The 21,154-nt window shown below is 65.4% G+C and carries 16 protein-coding genes; 2 read left to right on the top strand and 14 right to left on the bottom strand.

The genetic code is table 11. The features are described 5' to 3' along the window. Positions 1 to 6: 6 nt before the first annotated feature. The 14 genes from ACLQ3I_RS09870 to rplJ all read right to left on the bottom strand — a co-directional run bounded on the left by ACLQ3I_RS09870 (position 7) and on the right by rplJ (position 17,457). Positions 7 to 3,495, bottom strand: coding sequence for a DNA-directed RNA polymerase subunit beta (locus tag ACLQ3I_RS09870; RefSeq protein WP_425792716.1), 3,489 nt, complete (start codon positions 3,493 to 3,495; stop codon positions 7 to 9). Positions 3,496 to 3,849: 354 nt separating this feature from the next. Then, entirely contained in the window at positions 3,850 to 4,833 is a 984-nt protein-coding gene (locus ACLQ3I_RS09865; protein WP_425801570.1) for a hypothetical protein, read from the bottom strand. After that, positions 4,833 to 5,489 carry a hypothetical protein gene (locus ACLQ3I_RS09860; protein ID WP_425792714.1) on the bottom strand — a complete coding sequence of 219 codons (657 nt, stop codon included), beginning with the start codon at positions 5,487 to 5,489 and terminating at the stop codon, positions 4,833 to 4,835. The genes ACLQ3I_RS09865 and ACLQ3I_RS09860 overlap by 1 nt, the downstream gene beginning before the upstream one ends. Positions 5,490 to 5,565: 76 nt before the next feature. After that, positions 5,566 to 6,807, bottom strand: coding sequence for an MCE family protein (locus tag ACLQ3I_RS09855; protein WP_425792713.1), 1,242 nt, complete (start codon positions 6,805 to 6,807; stop codon positions 5,566 to 5,568). Between the two features lie 67 nt (positions 6,808 to 6,874). Then, a complete protein-coding gene (locus ACLQ3I_RS09850) occupies positions 6,875 to 8,263 on the bottom strand; it encodes an MCE family protein (protein ID WP_425801952.1) in 1,389 nt (462 codons plus the stop codon). A gap of 2 nt (positions 8,264 to 8,265) precedes the next feature. After that, entirely contained in the window at positions 8,266 to 9,603 is a 1,338-nt protein-coding gene (locus tag ACLQ3I_RS09845; RefSeq protein WP_425792712.1) for an MCE family protein, read from the bottom strand. Continuing rightward, positions 9,603 to 10,706, bottom strand: coding sequence for an MCE family protein (locus ACLQ3I_RS09840; protein WP_425792847.1), 1,104 nt, complete (start codon positions 10,704 to 10,706; stop codon positions 9,603 to 9,605). Before ACLQ3I_RS09840 ends, ACLQ3I_RS09845 begins: the two co-directional genes overlap by 1 nt. A 78-nt stretch (positions 10,707 to 10,784) precedes the next feature. Continuing rightward, entirely contained in the window at positions 10,785 to 11,867 is a 1,083-nt protein-coding gene (locus tag ACLQ3I_RS09835; protein WP_425792711.1) for an MCE family protein, read from the bottom strand. Continuing rightward, entirely contained in the window at positions 11,864 to 13,198 is a 1,335-nt protein-coding gene (locus tag ACLQ3I_RS09830; RefSeq protein WP_425792710.1) for an MCE family protein, read from the bottom strand. The genes ACLQ3I_RS09835 and ACLQ3I_RS09830 overlap by 4 nt, the downstream gene beginning before the upstream one ends. Positions 13,199 to 13,201: 3 nt before the next feature. After that, complete coding sequence (locus ACLQ3I_RS09825; RefSeq protein ID WP_425792709.1) at positions 13,202 to 14,074, bottom strand: MlaE family ABC transporter permease; 873 nt, start codon at positions 14,072 to 14,074, stop codon at positions 13,202 to 13,204. Between the two features lie 2 nt (positions 14,075 to 14,076). Then, positions 14,077 to 14,883 (bottom strand): MlaE family ABC transporter permease, encoded by an 807-nt coding sequence (locus ACLQ3I_RS09820; RefSeq protein WP_425792708.1) that lies wholly within the window; start codon positions 14,881 to 14,883, stop codon positions 14,077 to 14,079. Between the two features lie 2 nt (positions 14,884 to 14,885). Then, a complete protein-coding gene (locus ACLQ3I_RS09815; RefSeq protein ID WP_425801567.1) occupies positions 14,886 to 16,115 on the bottom strand; it encodes an ABC transporter ATP-binding protein in 1,230 nt (409 codons plus the stop codon). 337 nt (positions 16,116 to 16,452) lie between these two features. Continuing rightward, positions 16,453 to 16,842: a 50S ribosomal protein L7/L12 gene (rplL, locus tag ACLQ3I_RS09810; protein WP_425792706.1), complete on the bottom strand. Its 390-nt coding sequence runs from the start codon at positions 16,840 to 16,842 to the stop codon at positions 16,453 to 16,455. A 90-nt stretch (positions 16,843 to 16,932) separates the two neighbouring features. Beyond that, the gene (gene rplJ / locus ACLQ3I_RS09805; protein ID WP_425792705.1) at positions 16,933 to 17,457 is read right to left on the bottom strand and encodes a 50S ribosomal protein L10; all 525 of its coding nucleotides are present in this window, start codon (positions 17,455 to 17,457) and stop codon (positions 16,933 to 16,935) included. A 304-nt stretch (positions 17,458 to 17,761) separates the two neighbouring features. Between rplJ and ACLQ3I_RS09800 the strand changes: the two genes are divergently transcribed. Further along, positions 17,762 to 18,946 (top strand): glycoside hydrolase family 76 protein, encoded by a 1,185-nt coding sequence (locus ACLQ3I_RS09800; protein ID WP_425801563.1) that lies wholly within the window; start codon positions 17,762 to 17,764, stop codon positions 18,944 to 18,946. Between the two features lie 173 nt (positions 18,947 to 19,119). Further along, on the top strand, positions 19,120 to 21,144 hold the full coding sequence (locus ACLQ3I_RS09795; protein ID WP_425792703.1) for a CocE/NonD family hydrolase: 2,025 nt from the start codon (positions 19,120 to 19,122) through the stop codon (positions 21,142 to 21,144). Positions 21,145 to 21,154 lie beyond the last annotated feature (10 nt).

Below are 21,154 nucleotides of genomic sequence, written 5' to 3'. Positions count from 1 at the left end.
GGCTGATCAGTTGGCGAGGTCGTCGACCGTCGCGGATTCGTTGCGCGACAGGTTGATTCCCAGGTTCGCCGCAGCGCGCTCGAGGTCCTCGTCGTCGGTGTCGCGCATCTCGATGGCGGCGCCATCAGAGCTGAGCACCTCGACGTTGAGGCAGAGCGACTGCAACTCCTTGAGCAACACCTTGAACGACTCCGGGATACCGGGTTCGGGGATGTTCTCGCCCTTGACGATCGCCTCGTACACCTTCACGCGGCCGACCACGTCGTCCGACTTGATGGTGAGCAGCTCCTGCAGGGTGTAGGCGGCGCCGTAGGCCTGCATGGCCCAGCACTCCATCTCACCGAAGCGCTGACCACCGAACTGCGCCTTACCACCGAGCGGCTGCTGCGTGATCATCGAGTACGGACCGGTCGAACGAGCGTGGATCTTGTCGTCGACCAGGTGATGCAGCTTGATGATGTACATGTAGCCGACCGACACCGGGTACGGGAACGGCTCGCCGGAACGGCCGTCGAACAAGGTCGCCTTGCCGTCGCCGTTCACCATGACCTCGCCGTCGCGGTTCGGCAGCGTCGAGGACAGCAGTCCGGTCAGCTCCTCCTCGCGGGCGCCGTCGAACACCGGGGTCGCGGTGTTGGTGTTCGGCTCCGCCGCGTACATCTCCTCCGGCAGCTTCGACGCCCAGTCGGGCACGCCGCCGGCCACGTTGATGTTCCAGCCTGCCTTGGCGACCCAACCGAGGTGGGTCTCAAGGATCTGACCGATGTTCATACGACGCGGCACACCGTGGGTGTTCAGGATGATGTCGACCGGGGTGCCGTCCGGCATGAACGGCATGTCCTCGGCAGGCAGGATCTTGCCGATGACGCCCTTGTTGCCGTGGCGCCCGGCCAGCTTGTCGCCGTCCTGGATCTTGCGCTTCTGGGCCACGTAGACGCGGACCAGCTCGTTGACGCCGGGCGCGAGATCGTCGTCGTCGTCGCGGCTGAAGACGCGGACGCCGATGACCTTGCCGGTCTCACCGTGCGGCACCTTGAGGGAGGTGTCGCGGACCTCGCGGGCCTTCTCACCGAAGATGGCGCGCAGCAGGCGCTCCTCCGGGGTCAGCTCCGTCTCGCCCTTCGGGGTGACCTTGCCGACCAGGATGTCGCCGTCGCGGACCTCCGCACCGATGCGGACGATGCCGCGCTCGTCGAGATCCGCGAGGACCTCGTCGGAGACGTTCGGGATGTCCCGGGTGATCTCCTCGGCACCGAGCTTGGTGTCGCGGGCATCGATCTCGTGCTCCTCGATGTGGATCGAGGTGAGCACGTCCTCCTCCACGAGCCGCTGGCTCAGGATGATCGCGTCCTCGTAGTTGTGACCCTCCCACGGCATGATCGCCACGAGCAGGTTCTTGCCCAGGGCCATCTCGCCGTTCTCGGTGCACGGACCGTCGGCGAGGACCTGCCCGGTCTCGATGCGCTGACCCTCGTCCACGATCGGACGCTGGTTGGCGCAGGTGCCGTGATTGGAGCGGGCGAACTTGCGCATCCGGTAGGTGTCGCGGCTGCCATCGTCGGCCATCACGGTGATGTAGTCGGCGGAGACCTCCTCGACCACACCGGTCTTGGTGGACAGGACCACGTCGCCGGCATCAACCGCGGCGCGCAGCTCCATACCGGTGCCGACCAGCGGCGACTCGTTACGGACCAGCGGCACGGCCTGACGCTGCATGTTCGCACCCATGAGGGCACGGTTGGCGTCGTCGTGCTCGAGGAACGGGATCATCGCGGTGGCGACCGACACCATCTGGCGCGGCGAGACGTCGAGATACTCGACGTCGCCGATGCCCACGAACTCGACCTCGGAGCCCTTCTTGCGGACCAGCACGCGCTCGTCGGTGATCCGACCTTCGAGGTCGTAGGCGGTGTTCGCCTGACCGATGAGGTAGCGATCCTCCTCGTCGGCGGTCATGTACTGGATGTCGTCGGACACCACACCGTCGACGACCTTGCGGTACGGGGTCTCGATGAAGCCGAACGGGTTGACCCGTGCGTACACCGACAGCGAACCGATGAGACCGATGTTCGGGCCCTCAGGGGTCTCGATCGGGCACATGCGGCCGTAGTGCGACGGGTGCACGTCGCGGACCTCGAGGCCGGCGCGCTCACGGGAGAGACCACCGGGGCCCAGCGCCGACAGACGACGCTTGTGGGTCAGACCCGACAGCGGGTTGTTCTGGTCCATGAACTGCGACAGCTGCGAGGTGCCGAAGAACTCCTTGATCGCCGCCACGACGGGACGGATGTTGATCAGGGTCTGCGGGGTGATCGCCTCGACGTCCTGGGTGGTCATGCGCTCACGCACGACACGCTCCATACGCGACAGACCCACGCGGATCTGGTTCTGGATCAGCTCGCCCACCGTGCGCAGACGACGGTTGCCGAAGTGGTCGATGTCGTCGACCTCCACCGGGACCTCCACGCCGCCGGGGACGGTCATGTAGCTGGTGGTGAACGGGTCGGCCTCGTGCAGACGCACGAGGTACTCGACGGTCGCGACGATGTCCTCGCGCGTCAGCACCGAGTCGCCGTTCATCGGGTTGGCGGCCAGGCCGAGCTTCTTGTTGACCTTGTAACGGCCGACCTTGGCCAGGTCGTAGCGCTTCTCCTTGAAGAACAGGTTCTCGAGGAGATTCTCCGCTGACTCACGGGTCGGCGGCTCGCCCGGGCGCAGCTTGCGGTAGACCTCGAGCAGCGCCTCGTCCTGATTGGCGGTGTTGTCCTTCTCAAGCGTGGACATCATGATCTCGGAGAAACCGAAACGCTCGGCGATCTCCTCGTTCGTCCAGCCCAGCGCCTTGAGCAGCACGGTGACCGGCTGGCGGCGCTTGCGGTCGATGCGGACGCCGACGGTGTCGCGCTTGTCGACGTCGAACTCCAGCCACGCACCGCGACCCGGGATGACCTTCACGGTGTGGAGGGTCTTCTCGGTGGTCTTGTCGATGTTGGAGTCGAAGTACACGCCAGGGCTACGGACGAGCTGACTCACCACGACACGCTCGGTGCCGTTGATGATGAAGCTGCCCTTGTCGGTCATGATCGGGAAGTCGCCCATGAAGACGGTCTGCGACTTGATCTCGCCGGTGTTGTTGTTGATGAACTCCGCGGTGACGAACAACGGCGCCGCGTAGGTCATGTCCTTGTCCTTGCACTCCTCGACCGAGGCCTTGACCTCGTCGAAGTGCGGATCGGTGAAGGACAGCGACATCGAACCCGAGAAGTCCTCGATCGGGGACAGTTCGTGAAGGATGTCCTCGAGGCCGCCGGTGGGGTTGTCGTCGCCGCGGGCGATCGCCTTGGCACGCCACTCCGGCGTACCGACGAGCCACTCGAAGGAGTCGAGCTGGAGGTCAAGGAGGCCGGGGACCTCCAGTGGCTCACTGATCTTTGCAAAGGATGCGCGCTTGGGCGCGCCCGGGATGGTTGAGGTGGACTGGCGGTCGAGTGCCAAGATCTGTCCTTCCAACACGAAGTGTTCTACCTAGCTCGGTGCTTGGCTTGATGGGCCGTTCGCTGGTGACACCCTGATTTCGGCGATCACCACGAGCACACACAACAAAGGTGGCTTGAGGAAGGATCGAGAGGTGGACAGGAGGCAGCCAGCGCAACGTCCAACTGTAGCAGAAAATAGACGTACTTTGTCAAGCCACGTCTGGAAGCGAGTACGCGCTGATGGCTGCCTGCACGTCATTCACTGGTGACAGCCTGGCCCGACAACGCTATTTCGTCAAGCGCTACGCGCATCTTTTTGCCGAAGATTTGCCGACCGGACGCACAGGCACGCGAGACAACCGGATGTCGCAGGTCAGAAGGCTTCCACTTGACTGATGAGCCAGTCGTCGCCGTGCTTGACCATGGAGAACTGATACCTGGGCGCCGCGCTCTGGCCGGCGACGCCGGCCTGTTTCTGGCTGACGATCAGGTTCGCCACCACGCGTGCGGTGGCGCCGTCGCCGCCGCCGGAGAGGTCTGCGACACCGACCGATTCGACCCGACAATCCGCGACCTGCTTGGTCTGGTTGAGGATGTCGCGCTGCTGCGGCAGGTACTTGTCGAACTCGCTGCGGGCGCTGCCGGTGAGCACCGATCGAGCCTTGCCCGCCCATTTGTCGACGTCGAGCGTGTCGACGGTCAACGAGCAGGCCTTGCTCTGCACCTGAGACGTGAGTTCGGTGGTGGCGGGCTGATCGACGAAGGCCTTGTTGGCGCCGATCGACGCCCCGGGATGGAGTCCCGCGATGAGGGCGAAGACCCCGAGCACGACGGCGACACCGATCAGGATGCCGACACCACGGCGGCCGAACGGGAACAGGCCCGACGTCGAGGGCTTCTCGGTCGCGTTCTTGTGCGTCGTCGAGGCGCGGGTCGTCGAGGACGCGGCATCACCGGTCCGCAGCGTGGAGACGCGTGCGACCGGCCGCGTCTTGCCGGCCGGCTTGGGCTTCTCGACGGGCTCGGCGGCGACGTCGACGGAATCCGTGGTGCTGTCGACGGGATCCGTGGTGCTGTCGGCGGGAACCGGGTTGCTGTCGGCGGAATCCGTGGTGCTGTCAGCGGGATCCGGGTTGCTCTCAGCGGAATCCGTGGTGCTGTCAGCGGGATCCGTGGTGCTGTCAGCGGGATCCGGGTTGCTCTCAGCGGAATCCGGGTTGCTGTCGGCGGGATCGACGGCCTTCGATTCGGTCTCCGGGGCCGAGTCGGTGGGACGCTGACCACTGCCGGCGATACGCGGGGTGTAGGGCTTGCGTGCGGTCTTCTTACGCGGCGGGCGCGGGTTCTGCGGCGCCATCAGTTACCTCCCCCTGGTGTGCCCGACGGAGCCGTGCCCTGACCGCCCGCGGCGTCGCCGCCGGCGCCCGGATCCTGGTACGACAGCGACTCGAGTGGTGCGATGTCGTCGGCCTTCCACATATCGCCCTCCTCGGTCATCGAGACCGAGAACCCCATCGTCTGGGTGACGCCCGCTTCGTTCTCGCGCTTCGACGTCGCGGCGACGTAGACGAGCACCTTGGCTTTTCCGTCGTCGGCGTCGACCTCGGTCGGCGCGCTCCGGAGCAGTCGTGAGGTCAGCGACGCGGCCTGCGGGCCCGCCTGCGTGATCATCGAGTTGAGGTTGGTGACGTCCTGGCTGGTGATCTGTTCACGCGCCTTACCGGTCAGCGAGCCGTCGACGCGACGCTTCCATCCCGCGGTGTCCTTCGGATCCACGGTCGTGACGTTGATGATCGCCTGTTCCGCCCCGTCGACGGCGCCGTCGCGCGCGTCCTGGATCGGCTTCTGCACGAAGTACGCCTGGTACCCCTGGTAGCCGAACCATGCGGCACACGCGGCCGCCACGACCACGAGGAGCAGAGCCAGCACGCTGGCCACCGTCCGTCCGCGGTTGCGACCGCCGGTCGAGGCTGCGGAATCGTCGCGGCTGGCTTGGGTTGTGTCGCTAGTCATCGGCCGTCACTGTAGTGGTTGGCACCTGAGAGGAGGCAAAGCGAGCTGCGCCCGCGGGCCCCCTGACGTGGTGAGATCACTTCGGATGGACTCCCATCAACGCCGCCAGCTGCGTTGCCAGCGGGTTGAGGTTCAACTTGTCCGGGTCCTTCTTCGGGGTGTTGTCCCACGGTTGCTTGTATGCGGGATTCGCGAGCGCCGCACGATTGGCACTGCGCACCCCGGTCGGGTTGCCCACCGGCACCGAACACTTCGCGCTCGTGTTGAACGGGAAATCGTCGTAGTGGATGTCGAACGACGGATCCTTGCGCTTCATCTCCCGGATCATCGCGTCGGTGCTCTCATAGCCCCGCGTACACGGCGCCGGGTTGTTCGTCTCCAGGACGATGCCGAAATGGATCTGACCGTCACCCGGCGCGGGCGAATGGCTGCCGGCCGAGAGCGCCGACAGCATCGCGAAGGTGGTCGACGTCGCGAAACTGGTCGGTTCGATGGTCCGCAACGTGCTGGACAACTGCTTGACGACGGTCGAGATGTCGCCACCGCTCTTCTGCAGCAACGCCGAGATCTGCGTCGCCGACGCCGTACCCGTCGTCAACAACCGTCGCAGATCCGGATCCGACGACGCCAACGTCGCCGTGATCAGATCCAAATTGTGCGACCACGACAAAATCGCGTCCGACTGATCAGCCTGAGTGGCCAGCACCACATTCGAATTCTGAATCAACGAAATCGTCTGATCCAACGAGTCATAACCCGACCGGGACAACTTCGACAACGAATCCACCAACCGGGTCAGATTCTCACCCTGACCGTTGAATGCCTTACCCAACTCCGTGATCACCGTATGCAGATCATCCACCGGAATCGACGATGTGAAATCAATCGCCGACGACACCACGTCCTCCAACGGCGGCGGCACCGACGTCTTCGTGATCACCGACCCGTCCGACAAGAAGGGCCCCTCCGACGACGTCGGCTGCAAATCCACATACTGCTCACCGATCGCCGACCGATTCGCCACCACCGCCGTCGCCGACGTCGGGATCTCCGGCCCCCCCGAGTTCAGCTCCAACGCGACGTCCACACCCGAACGAGTCAACGTCAGCTTCCCGACCCGACCCACCGGAACACCCTGATACGTCACCTCGGCATTGGTGAAGATCCCACCCGAATCCTTCATCGACGCCGTCACCGTGTACTGGCCGATACCGGCGAGCCGGTCGAGCCTGGCGTATTTGCCGCCGACGTAGACGAGCGCCACCAGTCCGACGATGACGAACACGATCAGCTGAATCCTCGCGACCTTCGACAACATCACTTGGCTCCGATCCGTGACACCGAGATGATCGGGAGCCCGGTTCCGGCGATACGTGCGGTGTGGTTCATCCCTGGGCTCCGATCATGCTGAGCGGACCGTCGATGAACCGCTGTCCCGGCTGTGCCGGCGGCATCAGGGTGTACTGCTGATCGTCGTCACGCTTCTTCTGCGTCTTCGCCGATGCCGGCGCCTTGGCGGAGCCGGATGCGGGGTTCATCGGATAGGTGCCACCCGACGGCGGGGTGTTCGGCCCCGGCCGTGAGTTCGCCGCCGGCGGGAGCAATGTGATGGTCGGCCAGCCATAGCGCGGGCCGTTGCCATCGATATACGGGTTACCCGGGTTGACCGGCACCTTCACGCGTGCCGGCGGCGAGTACTTCGGGTTGCCCTGACCGACGCCCAATGCCTCGAGCTGGTTCAGCGTCCGCAGATCCAGCGTCATGAACAGGTTGGTCGCGTCGCCCTTCACGCCCGGCAACAGCCAGTCCGGGAACGGGACGGTCAGCATCAGCGGCGCAGCCGTGATGAGTTCCGGGGCCGCCTTGGACAGCTGGGTCAGCACCGGGCGCAACGCCTTGAGATCGGTGATCAGCGCAGTCCGCGACTTGCCGAGGACGTCGGTCCCGACCTTGCCCAGGTCGTCGAGTTTGGTGAGCAGGTCCACCAGTTGAGGACGCTGCTCTTCCAGCACCGCGACACCGGCAGGCAGCTCCTTGAGGATCCGGTCGATCTGCGTCTTCTGATTCGACGCCCGCGTCGACAGCCGTGCGAGGCCGTCGATGGCGTTGACGATGTCGTCGCGCTGGCGGTTGAGACCGGTGATCAGGGTCTGGCTCTGTTCCAGCAGACTCCGGAACACCGGGCAGCTCTGTCCCTTCGGGGCGACATCACACGGCTGGCTCGTGGATCCGGCCAACGCCTTGTTCAGTTCCGTCACGATGGGTTCGAGCTGGTTGATGCCGCCACCGTTGAGCAACATCGACAGCGCGCCGAGAACCTGCTCGATGTCGGTGGCCGTGCGGGTGCGATCCAGCGGGATCGGCTGCGCCGGATTCTGTCGCGGCAACGACTCGCTGTCCTTCGGCTCGCTGAGCGCGACGAACTTCTCGCCGAGCAGCGACGTCTGCTGCACCGCCGCGATCGACTTGGCCGACAGGTCGACGTCGTTCTTCACCTTGATCTTGACCTGGGCGTACCACTCGTTGTCCGGTACCTCGACCGACTCCACGCGTCCGACCGGGACACCGTCCTTCTTGACCATCGACTGCGGGACGAGGTCCAGGATGTCGGCGAACTGGATCTGATAGGTCCGTGCGTTGTCGCCGGTGTCCACCCCGCCGGGCAGCGGGATCGACTGGATCCCGTTGCCGCACCCGGACACCGCGAGGACTGCGGAAACCATGGCCGCGGCGAGCACGGCGCGAATCGACTTACGCGACAGAAGTTCTCGCATCATCAATGCCCACCTGTCCCGGAACGTGCAGACGGTCGCGTCGTGGTCGGCGCGTTCGACGGAGTCTTCGGCGTCGAACCGGGGCCGGTCTCCAGATTCGGATCCGGGTTGCCCGGATTGGTGCCCGGCGCCGGATAGCGCTGCAGCTTGTTGTTGCTCATGATGCCGAAGGGCAGCACGGGCAGCAGCGGATCGAGGACACCCTTGGTGATCTGCTGGCCGAGGTTCTCACACTGGCTGATCAGCGGACTCAGCGTGGTGCTGAACTGCTTCGCCTGCGGGTTGCCGGGCAGCACCTTGCCGAGGTCCAGCAAGCGGCACTGGGCGCCGATCAGATCTTGCAGTTCCGGGATGTCCAGGTGCATGGCCAGGGTTCCCGACTCCGCGTCGTAGGCGTTGATCAGGTTGTTGATGGTCACCGGCAGGACCGTCAGGACCTCCTTCAGGTGATCCTTGGTGTCGAGCAGCGCCTTGGTGGTCGGTTGCAGATCCTTGACGGTCTGCCCGAGTTGGTCGCGGTTGTCCTCGACGAACGTCGCGACGTCACCGAGCGCGACGGACAGCTTGTTCAGCGACGTGGAGAGCTGGGTCCGCTCCCCCGCCAGGAACTTGTTGAACGACGCCATCTGCGTGTTGAACTGACGGACCTGGGAGTCGTTCTCGCGCAACGCACCCACGAACACGTTCAGGTTCTTGACCGTGTCGACGATGTTGCCGCGGGAGTTGCTCAGTGTGGTCGACGCCTTGGAGAGCTGTTCGATGGCGTCGCCCAGCTTGGCGCCATTGCCCTTCAGATTGTCCGCGCCGGTGGCGATCACGTCGCTGACCGCGCCGTTCTTGTTCGCCCCCTCGGGCCCGAGCGCCTCGGACAGCTTCTGCACGCTCGAGTAGATCTGGTCGACCTCCACCGGGACCATCGTCTGGTCCTCGGAGAGGGTGATGTCATGAGGAGCCTTCTCGCCGCCCGTATAGGCCGGCGTGAGCTGCACATAGCGGTCCGCGACGACCGACGGGATGATCTGGACGGCGCGGACGTCGGCGGGCAGGTCGATCCCGCGGTCGACCGTCATGGTCACCTTGACGGTCTTGCCCTGAGGGGTCACCTTGTCGACCTTGCCGACCGGCACACCCAGCACGCGGACATCAGAACCCGAGTAGATGCCGACGCTCCGGGCGAAGGTGGCGGTGATCTTGGTGGTGCCCATGAGCGAGAACGCCCACCACAGGACGCCTGCCGCGATCAACGCAAGGATCAGGCCGATCACCAGCATCACGATGTGACGCGGGGTGAACCACCGGCCGGGGCCGGAGGTGCCGCTGAGGTCGGGAGCTGTGGTCATCAGCCGGCCTCCGTTCCGCCGTTGTTCTGGAGCTTCTGCTTGTTGGGCGGACGCGTGGTGTTCTGCTGCGGCAGAGCAGGCGGCAGCAGGTTGGTCACCACGGACTCGAACCAGCGTCCGTTACCCAAGACGTTGGCGTAGAGCCGATAGAACGGCGCCATGTAGGTGATGGTCTTGCGCAGATTGTCGTTCTGGGAGATCAACAGCTTGTTGACATCCTGGAGCGAGTCAAGTGCGGGACCGATCTGCGCCTGGTTGTCGCGCACGATCCCCGACAGCGAATCCGACAGGGTCGTGGTGGTGGACAGCAGCGTCGAGATGGCCTTCTGCCGGTTGTTCAGCTCGTCGAGCAGCTGACCGGCACCGGCGATGAGCCGGACGAACTCCTGATTCCGGTCGGCCAGGATCTTCGACGTGTCCTTCGTCGCCTCGAGGAGATGCTGGACCTCCTGATCGCGGCTGGCGATTGTCTGCGACAACCGCGACAAACCGTCCAGTGACGGACCGATGTCGCCCGCCGTACCGGAGAAGGCCTCCGACAGCGTCTCCATCGAGTGCGCGAGCTGGTCGGTGTTCAGGTCGTCGATCTGATCGGCCGCATCGGAGAACGCCTCGATGACGTCGTAGGGCGAGACCGTGTCGGTCAGCGGGACGTCGGGATCGGCGGGATCGCTGCCGCGCGGGTTCAGGGCCAGGTACTTCTGGCCGAGAATCGTCTTGATCTGGATCGACGCCTGCGTCTGGTTCCCGATCCAGGTGTTGGTCACCCGGAACTTCACGTTCACGCGGTCACCGTCGAGCGTCACGCCGTCGACCTCCCCGACCTTGACGCCCGCCACGCGCACCTCGGCACCGGACTTGAGTCCGGCCGCCTCGGTGAACTTCGCTGTGTAGCGCGCGCCGGCACCGACCAGCGGGAGCTGATTGAGGTAGAACGCCGAGATCGCCACCATCAGCAGCACCAGGATGCCGATGGCACCGATGCTCACCGGGCTTCGACGCCCAGCGAATCGACGACGGGAGCTCTGCGGCGGCGGTGCGCCACCGTCATCCGAGCCGGCCTTGCCGTCCGCGGCGTCGGCCTGCGCCGCCGCGTGACGCACCTCGTCACTCGAGAACTGCTCGGTCCGGGCGTCGTCGCCCTCGGGCTGAGCATGCCGGTTCTGTTCGTCAGCCACAGATCAGCCCCCCGGCCTTTCGTCTTTCCAGCAACGGGTGGCCGCACTGGTGTACAGCACATGGTTGATGTCGGGCAGCGGGACCACCGGCTGTGTCAGCATCGTGGACTTGCCGTTGCCCGCGACGACATCGATACCGCAGAGGTAGAACTGGAACCAGGAACCGAAGGTCGCCGCCCGGCCGATCTTCTGCAACTTGACCGGCAGGTTCGTCAGGATCTGTTTCACATCCTCGTCGCGGGAGTTGATCTGATCCGACAGCGACTTCAGTCCGGCGATGTCCCCCTGGATGGCAGGTCGGGTCGGCTGCAGGATCGACGCGGTCACCGAGGTCAGGTTGGACACCGAGCTGATCGCCGAGCCAACCGAACCGCGCTGCGCGGCAAGGCCGGTGACGAGCTTCTCGGTGTTGTCCAGCAATGCCGTGAACTGCTTGTCGTTGCGATTGACCGTATCCAGCACGGTGCTCAGGTTGGTGATCAGCTGACCGATCACCTTGTCCTTGTCGGCGATCGCGTTGGTCAGATCGGCAGTGCTGCTGATCAGCTGCGAGATCGTACCGCTCTCCCCCTGGAAGACCTTGATGATCTCCTCCGACAGCTTGTTCACATCGTCGGCGGACAGCTCCCGGAACAGCGGCTTGAAACCGTTGAAGAGTTCGGTGAGGTTCACCGCGGGGTGGGTGTCCTGGTGCGTCGGATCAGTGCCGAACGTGTGTCCGGTTTTGACGGTCTGGTCGGGATCACCAGCACCCTTCTCCAGCGCCAGATACCGCAGACCGGTCAGATTTCGGTAGCGGATGTAGACCTGCGTGCCCTCGGGCAGCTGATCACGGTTGACGTTGAACGAGACCAGCGCCTGATTGCGGTCATGCACCTTGACGTCGGTCACCTGCCCGACGCGAACGCCCGCGATGCGAACGTCGTCGCCCTTGTTGAGCAGCGCGGCGTCGGAGAACACGGCCTTGAAGTCGTTGTTGCCGTCGCCGCCTGCGTTGGCGATCGTCAACGCCAGCAGGCTGGTGGCGACCACGGTCACCACCGCGAAGACGATGAGTTTGATCAGTGGTCCGGTGATGGATTTCATCGGATGGTGACCTGCGCTCCCTGTAGCGATACGCCGCCGATCGTGGTGACCCAGGTCGGAACCTTCTCAGGGTCGGTGCCGTTGGCGCCGCCGTAGATGACCTTCAGTTGCTTCACGTAGTCGGGATCGTCGAACGGGTTCGACCGGATATTTCCCGCCGGGGTGGCGGAGAACTGCGGTTGCGGCAGCTCCGGCATCGTGCGCGGTCCCGGGTTACGCGACGGTGGCTGGTACGAGCCGTCGGCGAGACCGCCTCCCGGGTACTGCGGGAACGGGCGTCCGTTTGTCGGCGGGTCGTAGCAGACGGCCGGCGGATCGGTGTCGAGCAGTCGCGGCTCGTCCTGGTTCGGCAGGTAACGACCGCGCGGGTTGACGAACTGGAGGTTCACCCGCACACCCGGATTCGCGGTGCCCTGGCCCACGATCTTGCGCGACTCGGGGATCAGCGTCGCGAAGTTGTGGGCGGTGCACACGAACGTCGGCGACTGCTTGGCCAGGCCCACCAGGAACGGTTCCGAATCCACTGCGAGGTCGATCAGGTCGGCCCGGTTCTGCTGCAGGAACTTCGTCGTATCGGTCGCCGCCACACCCACGGTCGAGATGAGGGTGCGTAGGTCGCCCTGACGCTCGACGATGGTCTTGCTCGTGGTCCGGAAGTTGTCGAGAGCGTCGATGACGTCCGGCAGCGCGTCGGAATAGGTCTTGGAGAAGCTGGCGAGCCCACGCAGCGTGCCCTGGAGTTCGGGCATGTTGTCGTTGACGCGCGTGAAGATCTTGTTGAGCTCGTCGAACGTGACGCCGAGCTGGTGGCCCCGTCCGGCCAGCGCCTGCGACAGGGAGGTCAGCGTGACGTTCAGGTCCTGCGGCGGGATCGCCTTGAGCACCGGCAGCAGCTTGTCGAAGAGGTCCTGGACCTCACGTGCGTTGCCGCTCTGGTCGGTGTAGATGGTGTCGCCGTTGGCGAGAGTCGCGCCCGATGTGTCGTCGGTCGGGACCTGCAGCGCCACATACCGTTCACCGAACAAGGTCTTCGGGAGGATGCGCGCGGTGGTGTTCTGCGGCAGCTGCGACGCCATGTCGGGGGTCAGTCCCAGCGTGACCGCGACGCTGCCGTCGGCGGCGGGTTCCACGTCGCGGACCTCGCCGACGACGACGCCGCGCGCCTTCACGTCGGCGTTGGTCGGCAGTGCGTTACCGGTGGAGTCGGTTTTCAGGGTCACGTCGGTGAACGTCGTGAACCCGTCGTTGAACTTCGTGACCGTGACGACGAAGAACAGCGCAACCACGACAAAGAACACCAGCCCGAGCAGCCGGCGACGTAACGTCGACATCGGTCAGCCTCCCACTCGCACAGTCGTCGTGGTGCCCCAGATCGCGAGCCCCAGGAAGAAGTCCAGCACCGCGATCAGCACGAGCGCAGCACGCACGGCGTGTCCGACCGCCACGCCGACGCCCGCTGGGCCGCCGGACGCGTAATAGCCGTAATAGCAGTGCACGAGGATGATCACGAAGGCGAAGACCAGCACCTTGCCGAACGACCACAACACGTCGCCGGGTGGCAGGAACAGATTGAAGTAGTGGTCATACGAACCGCCCGACTGCCCGTTGAAGACAGTGGTGATGACCCGAGACGCGAGATACGCGGAGAGCAGACCGAGCACGTAGAGCGGGATGACCGCGACGAAGCCGGCGATCACGCGCGTGGAGACCAGGAACGGGATCGACGGCACCGCCATCGATTCGAGCGCGTCGATCTCCTCGGAGATGCGCATGGCACCCAGCTGCGCGGTGAATCCGCATCCGACCGTGGCCGAGAGCGCGAGGCCGGCCACCAGCGGCGCGACCTCACGGGTGTTCACATATGCCGAGAGGAAGCCGGTCAGCGCCTGCGAACCGATCTGGTCGAGCGCCGCATACCCCTGCAGCCCGACGACGACGCCGGTGAAGCCCGACATCAGCACCATCACGCCGATCGTGCCGCCGATGACCGCGAGCCCGCCGGACCCGAAGGCGACCTCGGCCAGCAGCCGCAGCACCTCACGGGTGTAGTGGACCAGCGTCTTGGGGATCCACGCGAGAGTGCGCCCATAGAACGACATCTGCTCGCCTGCGCCGTCGAGCAACTTGAGCGGCTTGCGCAGTTGCTTACGGGCCTCGTACAGGTAGTACTCGGGCCGCGACTTGGAGATCGTCACACCACCGGCCATCGCTAGCTTCCCTTCGGCGGAACGATCTGCAGGTAGACCGCAGTGATGATCAGGTTGGCGAGGAACAACAAGAGGAAGGTGATGACCACGCTCTGGTTGACCGCGTCACCGACACCCTTGGGCCCGCCCTTCGGGTTGAGTCCCTTGTACGCGGCGATGACACCTGCGAGCACACCGAAGATGGCGGCCTTGAGCGTGGACACATAGAGGTCCGGGAGTTGCGCCAGGGCACCGAAGGAGGCGAGGTAGGCGCCGGGGGTGCCGCCCTGGACGACGACGTTGAAGAAGTAGCCACCACCGATACCGACGACCGCGACCAATCCGTTGAGCAGCATCGCCACCAGCACCATCGCGATGACGCGCGGAACCACCAGGCGCTGGATCGGATTGATGCCGAGCACCTCCATCGCGTCGATCTCCTCGCGAATGGTGCGGGACCCGAGGTCTGCGGCCACCGCGGAGCCTGCGGCGCCGGCGATCAACAGCGACGTCACCAGCGGTGATCCCTGCTGGATCACCACGAGCACGCTCGCCGCACCCGTGTACGACTCGGCGCCGAGCTGCTTGATCAGCGAACCGGTCTGCAGCGAGACGATCGCGCCGAACGGGATCGCGATCAGAGCCGTCGGCAGGATCGTCACACTCGCGATGAACCAGGCCTGCTGGATGAACTCACGCCACTGGAACGGACGCACGAAGGATTGACGCGCGACGTCGACGAAAAGCTGCACGATGTTGCCGGTCTGGGCGAGCGCGCCCGTTCCGGCCTGAGCTATCCGATCAACGCCACGCGTGGTGGCACTGGTCATCCTTACGAACTCCGACCGTCGTTGGGCTGCTGGAACTGGCCGGTTTCGATTGGCTGGGTGACGGTGTTGTCGTTGGCGCCCTGGCCGGCCGGAGGTGTCGCCCAGCTCTGGGTTGGTGCGTCACTTCCGGCGTAATCGCCGCCGGCAGCATGCGCCGGTGTCCACTCGCCCGCCGCGTGAGCCGCTCCGACCGGCACGTTCTCGGTGTCCTGGTCGGCGGCATGTGCGTCGGCCTCGGAGCGCATCCGGTCTTCTTCGTCCATGCTGCGGCGGATGGCTTCCTGGGCATTCGGCGGCATCGTGTGCAGCATCTCGTGTACGCGCTGACGGTGGCGGGCGACGGCCTTGCGTTCGGGCATGCCCGGATTGGGCTGCACCTGCGGGATGATCTCGGAGAAATCGTCCTTGGTACCACCGCCACCGATACCGGCGGCCTGCATGGCCTCCTCGGCCTTCTGCACGCCCTCGTCCTTCTCCTCCGACATCCCGATCGGACCGAACCGATCCCCGGAGAGGAACTGCTTGACCACCGGCTGCTCCGAGGTCAGCAACTGCTCACGCGGACCGAACATCACCAGCTCCTTACGGAACAACATGCCGATGTTGTCCGGAATCGTGCGGGCGATGTTGATGTTGTGCGTCACGATCATGATCGTCGCGTCGATCTGGGCGTTGATGTCGATCAACAACTGCGAGATATAAGCCGTACGCACCGGATCCAGACCCGAGTCCGGCTCATCACACAGGATGATCTGCGGATCCAGGACCAGAGCACGAGCCAGGCCGGCACGCTTACGCATACCACCGGAGATCTCGCCGGGCAGCTTGTCCTCGGCACCGGTCAGACCGACCAGGTCGATCTTCTCCATCACGATGTCGCGGACTTCGTCTTCCTTCTTCTTCGTGTGCTCACGAAGCGGGAACGCCACATTGTCGAACAGGCTCATCGACCCGAACAGGGCACCGTCCTGGAACAACACCCCGAACAACTTGCGGATCTCGTAGAGCTCCTTGGCCGAACACTGGGTGATATCGGTGCCGTCGATGATCACCGACCCCTGCTCGGGATGCAACAAGCCGATCAACGTCTTCAGGAACACCGACTTACCGGTACCCGACGGACCCAACAACGCAGACACCTCACCGGTCGGCAACGTCAACGACACGTCACGCCAGATGTTCTGCGATCCGAATGACTTGGTGAGCCCCTCAACACTGACCTCTACACCCACTGCATCCTCCCAGACATTCGCTGCCCCCTGCGGCGGTCAGGGCGACCACTCACGATCCGGTGGCATTGTGGTTGGGGTCACTGTAGCGGACGCCCGCTGATCCCCACACCCGCCTGCGCCCGTCGATCCCCCATCGAGACATAGGCGCTCGGCGATTCCTTACCCACCGGTAACTTCCCTGCCGAATGAGCGTAGCCCATGCCACGCTGTTCGCAAAGTGCGCCGACCATCACAGTCCAGGCACAACAATGGCCCGTGGGGTATCTCACCCACGGGCCATTGTCAGCGTGCTTGCCGATCCCAGAGGAAGGGCCTGCGAGCTCGGTCGGAGACCGTCTTACTTGACGGACACCGAAGCGCCGGCCTCTTCGAGCTTGGCCTTGGCAGCCTCGGCGGCTTCCTTGTCGACCTTCTCCAGGATCGGCTTCGGAGCACCCTCGACGAGGTCCTTGGCTTCCTTCAGGCCCAGGCCCGAGACGATCTCACGGACCACCTTGATGACCTGGATCTTCTTGTCGCCCGCACCCTCGAGCACGACGTCGAACTCGTCCTGCTCGGCAGCGGCCTCGGCGCCACCGGCAGCCGGAGCGCCGGCAGCGGCAACGGCGACCGGAGCGGCCGCGGTGACCTCGAAGACCTCTTCGAACTTCTTCACGAAATCGCTGAGCTCCAGCAGGGTCAGTTCCTTGAACTGATCGATGAGCTCGTCAGCGGTGAGCTTCGCCATGGTGGCGTCCTTCCTGTCAGTCCCCAGACGGGGCTTGGTTCATCCCGGCACGGAATCGCCCGCCCAAGGATTGGTGTGTTGCGGCGAGAATTACTCGCCGGCTTCGTTCTTCTTCTCCTGCAGGGCCGCGGCGAGGCGCGCCACCTGCGAAGCCGGCTGGTTGAACAGACCGGCAGCCTTTGCCAAGTTGCCCTTCATGGCACCGGCGAGCTTGGCCAACAGAACCTCACGGGTCTCCAGGTCGGCGATCTGTTCGATCTCCGCCACGGACAGCGCGCGGCCGTCCATGGTGCCGCCCTTGATGACCAGAGACTTGTTGTCCTTGGCGAACGTCTTGATCGCCTTTGCGGCCATGACCGGCTCGCCTTCGATGAAGGCGATCGCGGTCGGACCGGTGAACAGCTCGTCGAGCCCTTCCACGCCCGCCTCGGCGGCGGCACGCTTCACCAGGGTGTTCTTGGCGACGGAGTAGGTTGCACCCTCACCGAGGGAACGACGCAGCTCGGAGATCTGCTTGACGGACAGGCCACGGTATTCCGTGACGACCGTCGCCGTGGATCCCTTGAACTGCTCAGCGATCTCCGCGACTGCGGCGACCTTTTCGGACTTGGCCATACTTCGCCTCCTCTCTCATCACTAGAGTTGGGTCGGGCCCAACCTGAGCCGAGAGGGGCGAGGTGACGTCGAGAACGACTGCCATCCATGCAAAAACGCCCCGGCACGCAGAAGGTCCGGGGCGTGAACAGGCGCCGGAGCGCTCTGTCAATCCTCGTTCTCCCTGCGTGGGCCGCCGACCTCGTCATCGTCGATGACGTGAGTCGGACCTTCGGTCGGGATCTCTCCCGACGACCGACGGTCTCTGGTTGAACCGATACGGCACACGGTTGTGTGCCACACCAAGCGGAAAGGTTACCCGACCGTGGCGGATGCAACCAAATCAGCGGCCGATGGACCTGCGGCGACGTCGCCGAACGACCGCGCCGCAGCGGCCGCCGCGGCGGTCACCGACCGCCATCTGAGGCGGATGTTGTGGACACCCGGCACCCGGCTCGCCACGGTTGCGTGGCCGAGCGGGGCGGTCGCGGGGCGCTTCGGCATGTGGCACTACTGGTGGCATGCCCACCTGGTGGACCTGCTGGTCGACGCGGCCGTCCACCGCCCGGGCGACGATACCGCCGATGTGGTGAGCCTGCTGTTGCGCGGTATCCGCCTGCGCAACCTGGGCAAATGGACGAACAACTACTTCGACGACATGGCCTGGCTCGGCCTCGCCATCGAGCGTGCGGACCGTCACCTCGGGCTGAGTCACGACCGGGCCGTCCGCACTCTCTCCGGCCGCATGGTCGACGCCTGGGTCCCGCACCTCGGTGGCGGCATCCCGTGGCGCACGATGGACCTCTTCTTCAACGCACCGGCAAACGGCCCCGCGGCCGTCCTGCTGGCGCGGACCGGCCACGTGGAGCGGGCGGCGGCGATGACGGACTGGATGGACGCACATCTCGTCGACGACGAATCGCACCTGATCATCGACGGCATCAAACCCGCCACCCGGCCCGGCGAGATGGAACGGGTGACCGCGATCTACACCTACTGCCAGGGCGTGGTGCTCGGAGCCGAGCTCGAACTGCTCCGGCGCACCCGGCGCGAGGTGCATGCCGAACGCCTCGACCGACTCCTCCGCGCCGTGCAGACACGGATGTGCCCCGACGGCGTGATCCCGGGAGCCGGCGGCGGAGACGGCGGCCTGTTCGCGGGCATCCTGGCGCGCTACCTGGCGCTGATCGCCACCGACCTGCCGCCGATCATTCAGGGGGCAGACGACCTACGCCGACGAGCAGCGCAGATCGTGACCACGAGCGCCGAGGCCGCCTGGCTCCACCGCGCGGACACCGAGAGCGGCCCGGTGTTCGGCGCCGATTGGCGGAAACCGGCGAGCCAACCGGCGAGCGAGGGCACGAACGCCCAGTTCATCGAGGGTGCGGTCAATTCGTCGCAGCTCCCAGAGCGCGACCTCTCGGTCCAGCTCTCGGCCTGGATGGTGCTCGAGGCGGCGGCCGCCATCGACCTGCGGTTACCGGAGCATGTCCAAAACGAGGCTACCTAGTTAGCAATCCGATATCGGGGCTGAGATACCCTCGTCCGGCGAGGTGAGGAACGCCACATGTGTAACGTCCGTCACCTGGTGGCCGACACGAATGGTGTCGGGGAATCGAGTTTGGCGACGATGCCCACGTGCATGACCTGAGCGGGCACCGAGCCTGGGCAGGGTGATGCACCATGACGTACCAGTTGGACCAACCCGCGCAACCACGCCGCGGACGCACCGCCGCACGACCGGTCGGCACTGGCAGCGCACCGCATTTCGGCTCGCTCCCGCTCGGCGACCCCACCGGCGGCTCCGACGGCATCCGCTGGCGTGAGCAGGTCGACGGCAAGCAGTTGTATCCGCGGGTGGCGATCGACCGGGACGTCGTCCTCACCATGAGCGACGGTGTGCGGCTGCGCGCGACCGTGGTCCGCCCGGCCAACCGGTTCGGCCAGACCGTCTTGACCCCCTACCCCGCGATCCTCAACATCAACCCGTACAACCGCGTCGCGATCGACGCGCTCGACCACGCGCTGCACGCACCCGGCCTCGGCAAGGCCCTGCACATCGCGTCGGCGTCGATGGACGGGACGGGAACGGGACTCGAAGGCCTGACCACGCTCACCAAGACCCTGTCCGGCGGCGTGTTCGACGTCTTCGGGATCAATCGGAACCTCGTCCGCAGCGGTTATGTGCAGATCATCGTCGATGTCCGGGGAACCGGCGCGAGCCAGGGCAAGTGGCAGATCCTCGGTGCCCGCGAGCAACAGGACTCGGTGGAGATCATCGACTGGGCCGCGGAGCAGGAGTGGTGCAACGGTGCCGTCGGGCTGGCCGGCTGGTCGTACTCGGCGATCAACTCGCTGCAGGCTGCGGACAAGCGCCTGCCCGCGGTCAAGGCCGTGTTCGCGGTCGAGGGCTGCGACGACATCGTCCGCGACATCTACATCACCGGCGGCATGCCGTCGGCGTTCATCCCGACCTGGCTGTCGGTGGTGAATCTGCTGAAATGGCTGCCGAATCCGTCGAGCCCGGTCCGTGACGTCTTCCGCGGTGACACCGCGCGCTGGCTGCGGGACCGATTGAAGTCGCCCGCCACCGAGATCACGTCGCTGCTCTGGGGATTCCTCACCGCCCGCGACGACCGCATCTTCGACGACCCGTATTTCGACGAGCGCGATCCCGTGGTCGACCGGATCGCCGCCCCCACCTTCACCGTCGGCGCCTGGCACGACCTCTTCGGGCGCAGCGCGACCGGCGTCTACGAACGACTGCAGATGGAACCCGGCCGCAAGCAGATGGTGGTGGGCGACGGCTATCACGTCGACGTCGGTTCGGGATACGGCGGCAAGTTCGCGCCACCCCGTCTCGACGTGCTCGAACGTGCCTGGTTCGACCGCTGGCTCAAGGGTCACCGCAACGGGATCGAGTACTACGGCCCGGTCACCATGCTCCAACAGGGCGGCGCGTGGACCTCCGGTCCGAGCTTCCCCCGGCCCGGGGTGGTTCCGCGGCGGCTCCACCTGACCGAGCGCCCGTCGGGCACCGCCGATCACGCCACCCACGACGGCTCGTTGGCCACCATGCCCGTCGAACACCTGTCGTCGCTCACCGTCCACCCGGATGCGCGGGGCGCCGTCTCCCGCGACATGACGCAGGTGACCGCGGGCGCGGCGATGGTCTTCGGACGCTCGTTCACGGCCGACGCCCGCTTCCAGGAACGAGGTGGGCTGTCGTTCACCACCGAACCGGTCAGCGAGTCGACGACCATCAGCGGTCCGATGAACCTGCGGCTCAACGTGGCCACCACAGGTCACGAGGCGATCTGGGCGGTCACCGTCAACGACGTCGCGCCGGACGGGACCTCGACCGTGCTGACCAACGGCGCCCTGTCGGCGTCGAACCGGGCCCTCGATCCGTCCGAGTCGACATACGCCTCTGACGGCAGCCTGATCTCGGCCCATCACTACCTGTCACGCAAACGGAAGCTGCCGGTGCCGGCGGACGAGGGGGTCCGCATCGACGTGGACCTGGTCCCCACCGACGCCGTGCTCGAGCCGGGCCACCGGCTGCGCGTCGACGTCTATGCGGCCAGTTTCCCGCGCTACCTCACCGTGGTGCCCGATCTGATCAAGGCGCGTGGTCGTCGTCAACGGCTGGTGCTCGATCCGCGTCATCCCAGTTATCTGACCTTCCTGACCAACGGGGAGTTCTGAATCGGGCCCA

Origin of the sequence: Gordonia sp. DT101, from assembly GCF_049844895.1 — a bacterium.
GTDB lineage: Bacteria > Actinomycetota > Actinomycetes > Mycobacteriales > Mycobacteriaceae > Gordonia.
This window is presented reverse-complemented; position numbering and strand designations above follow the sequence as displayed.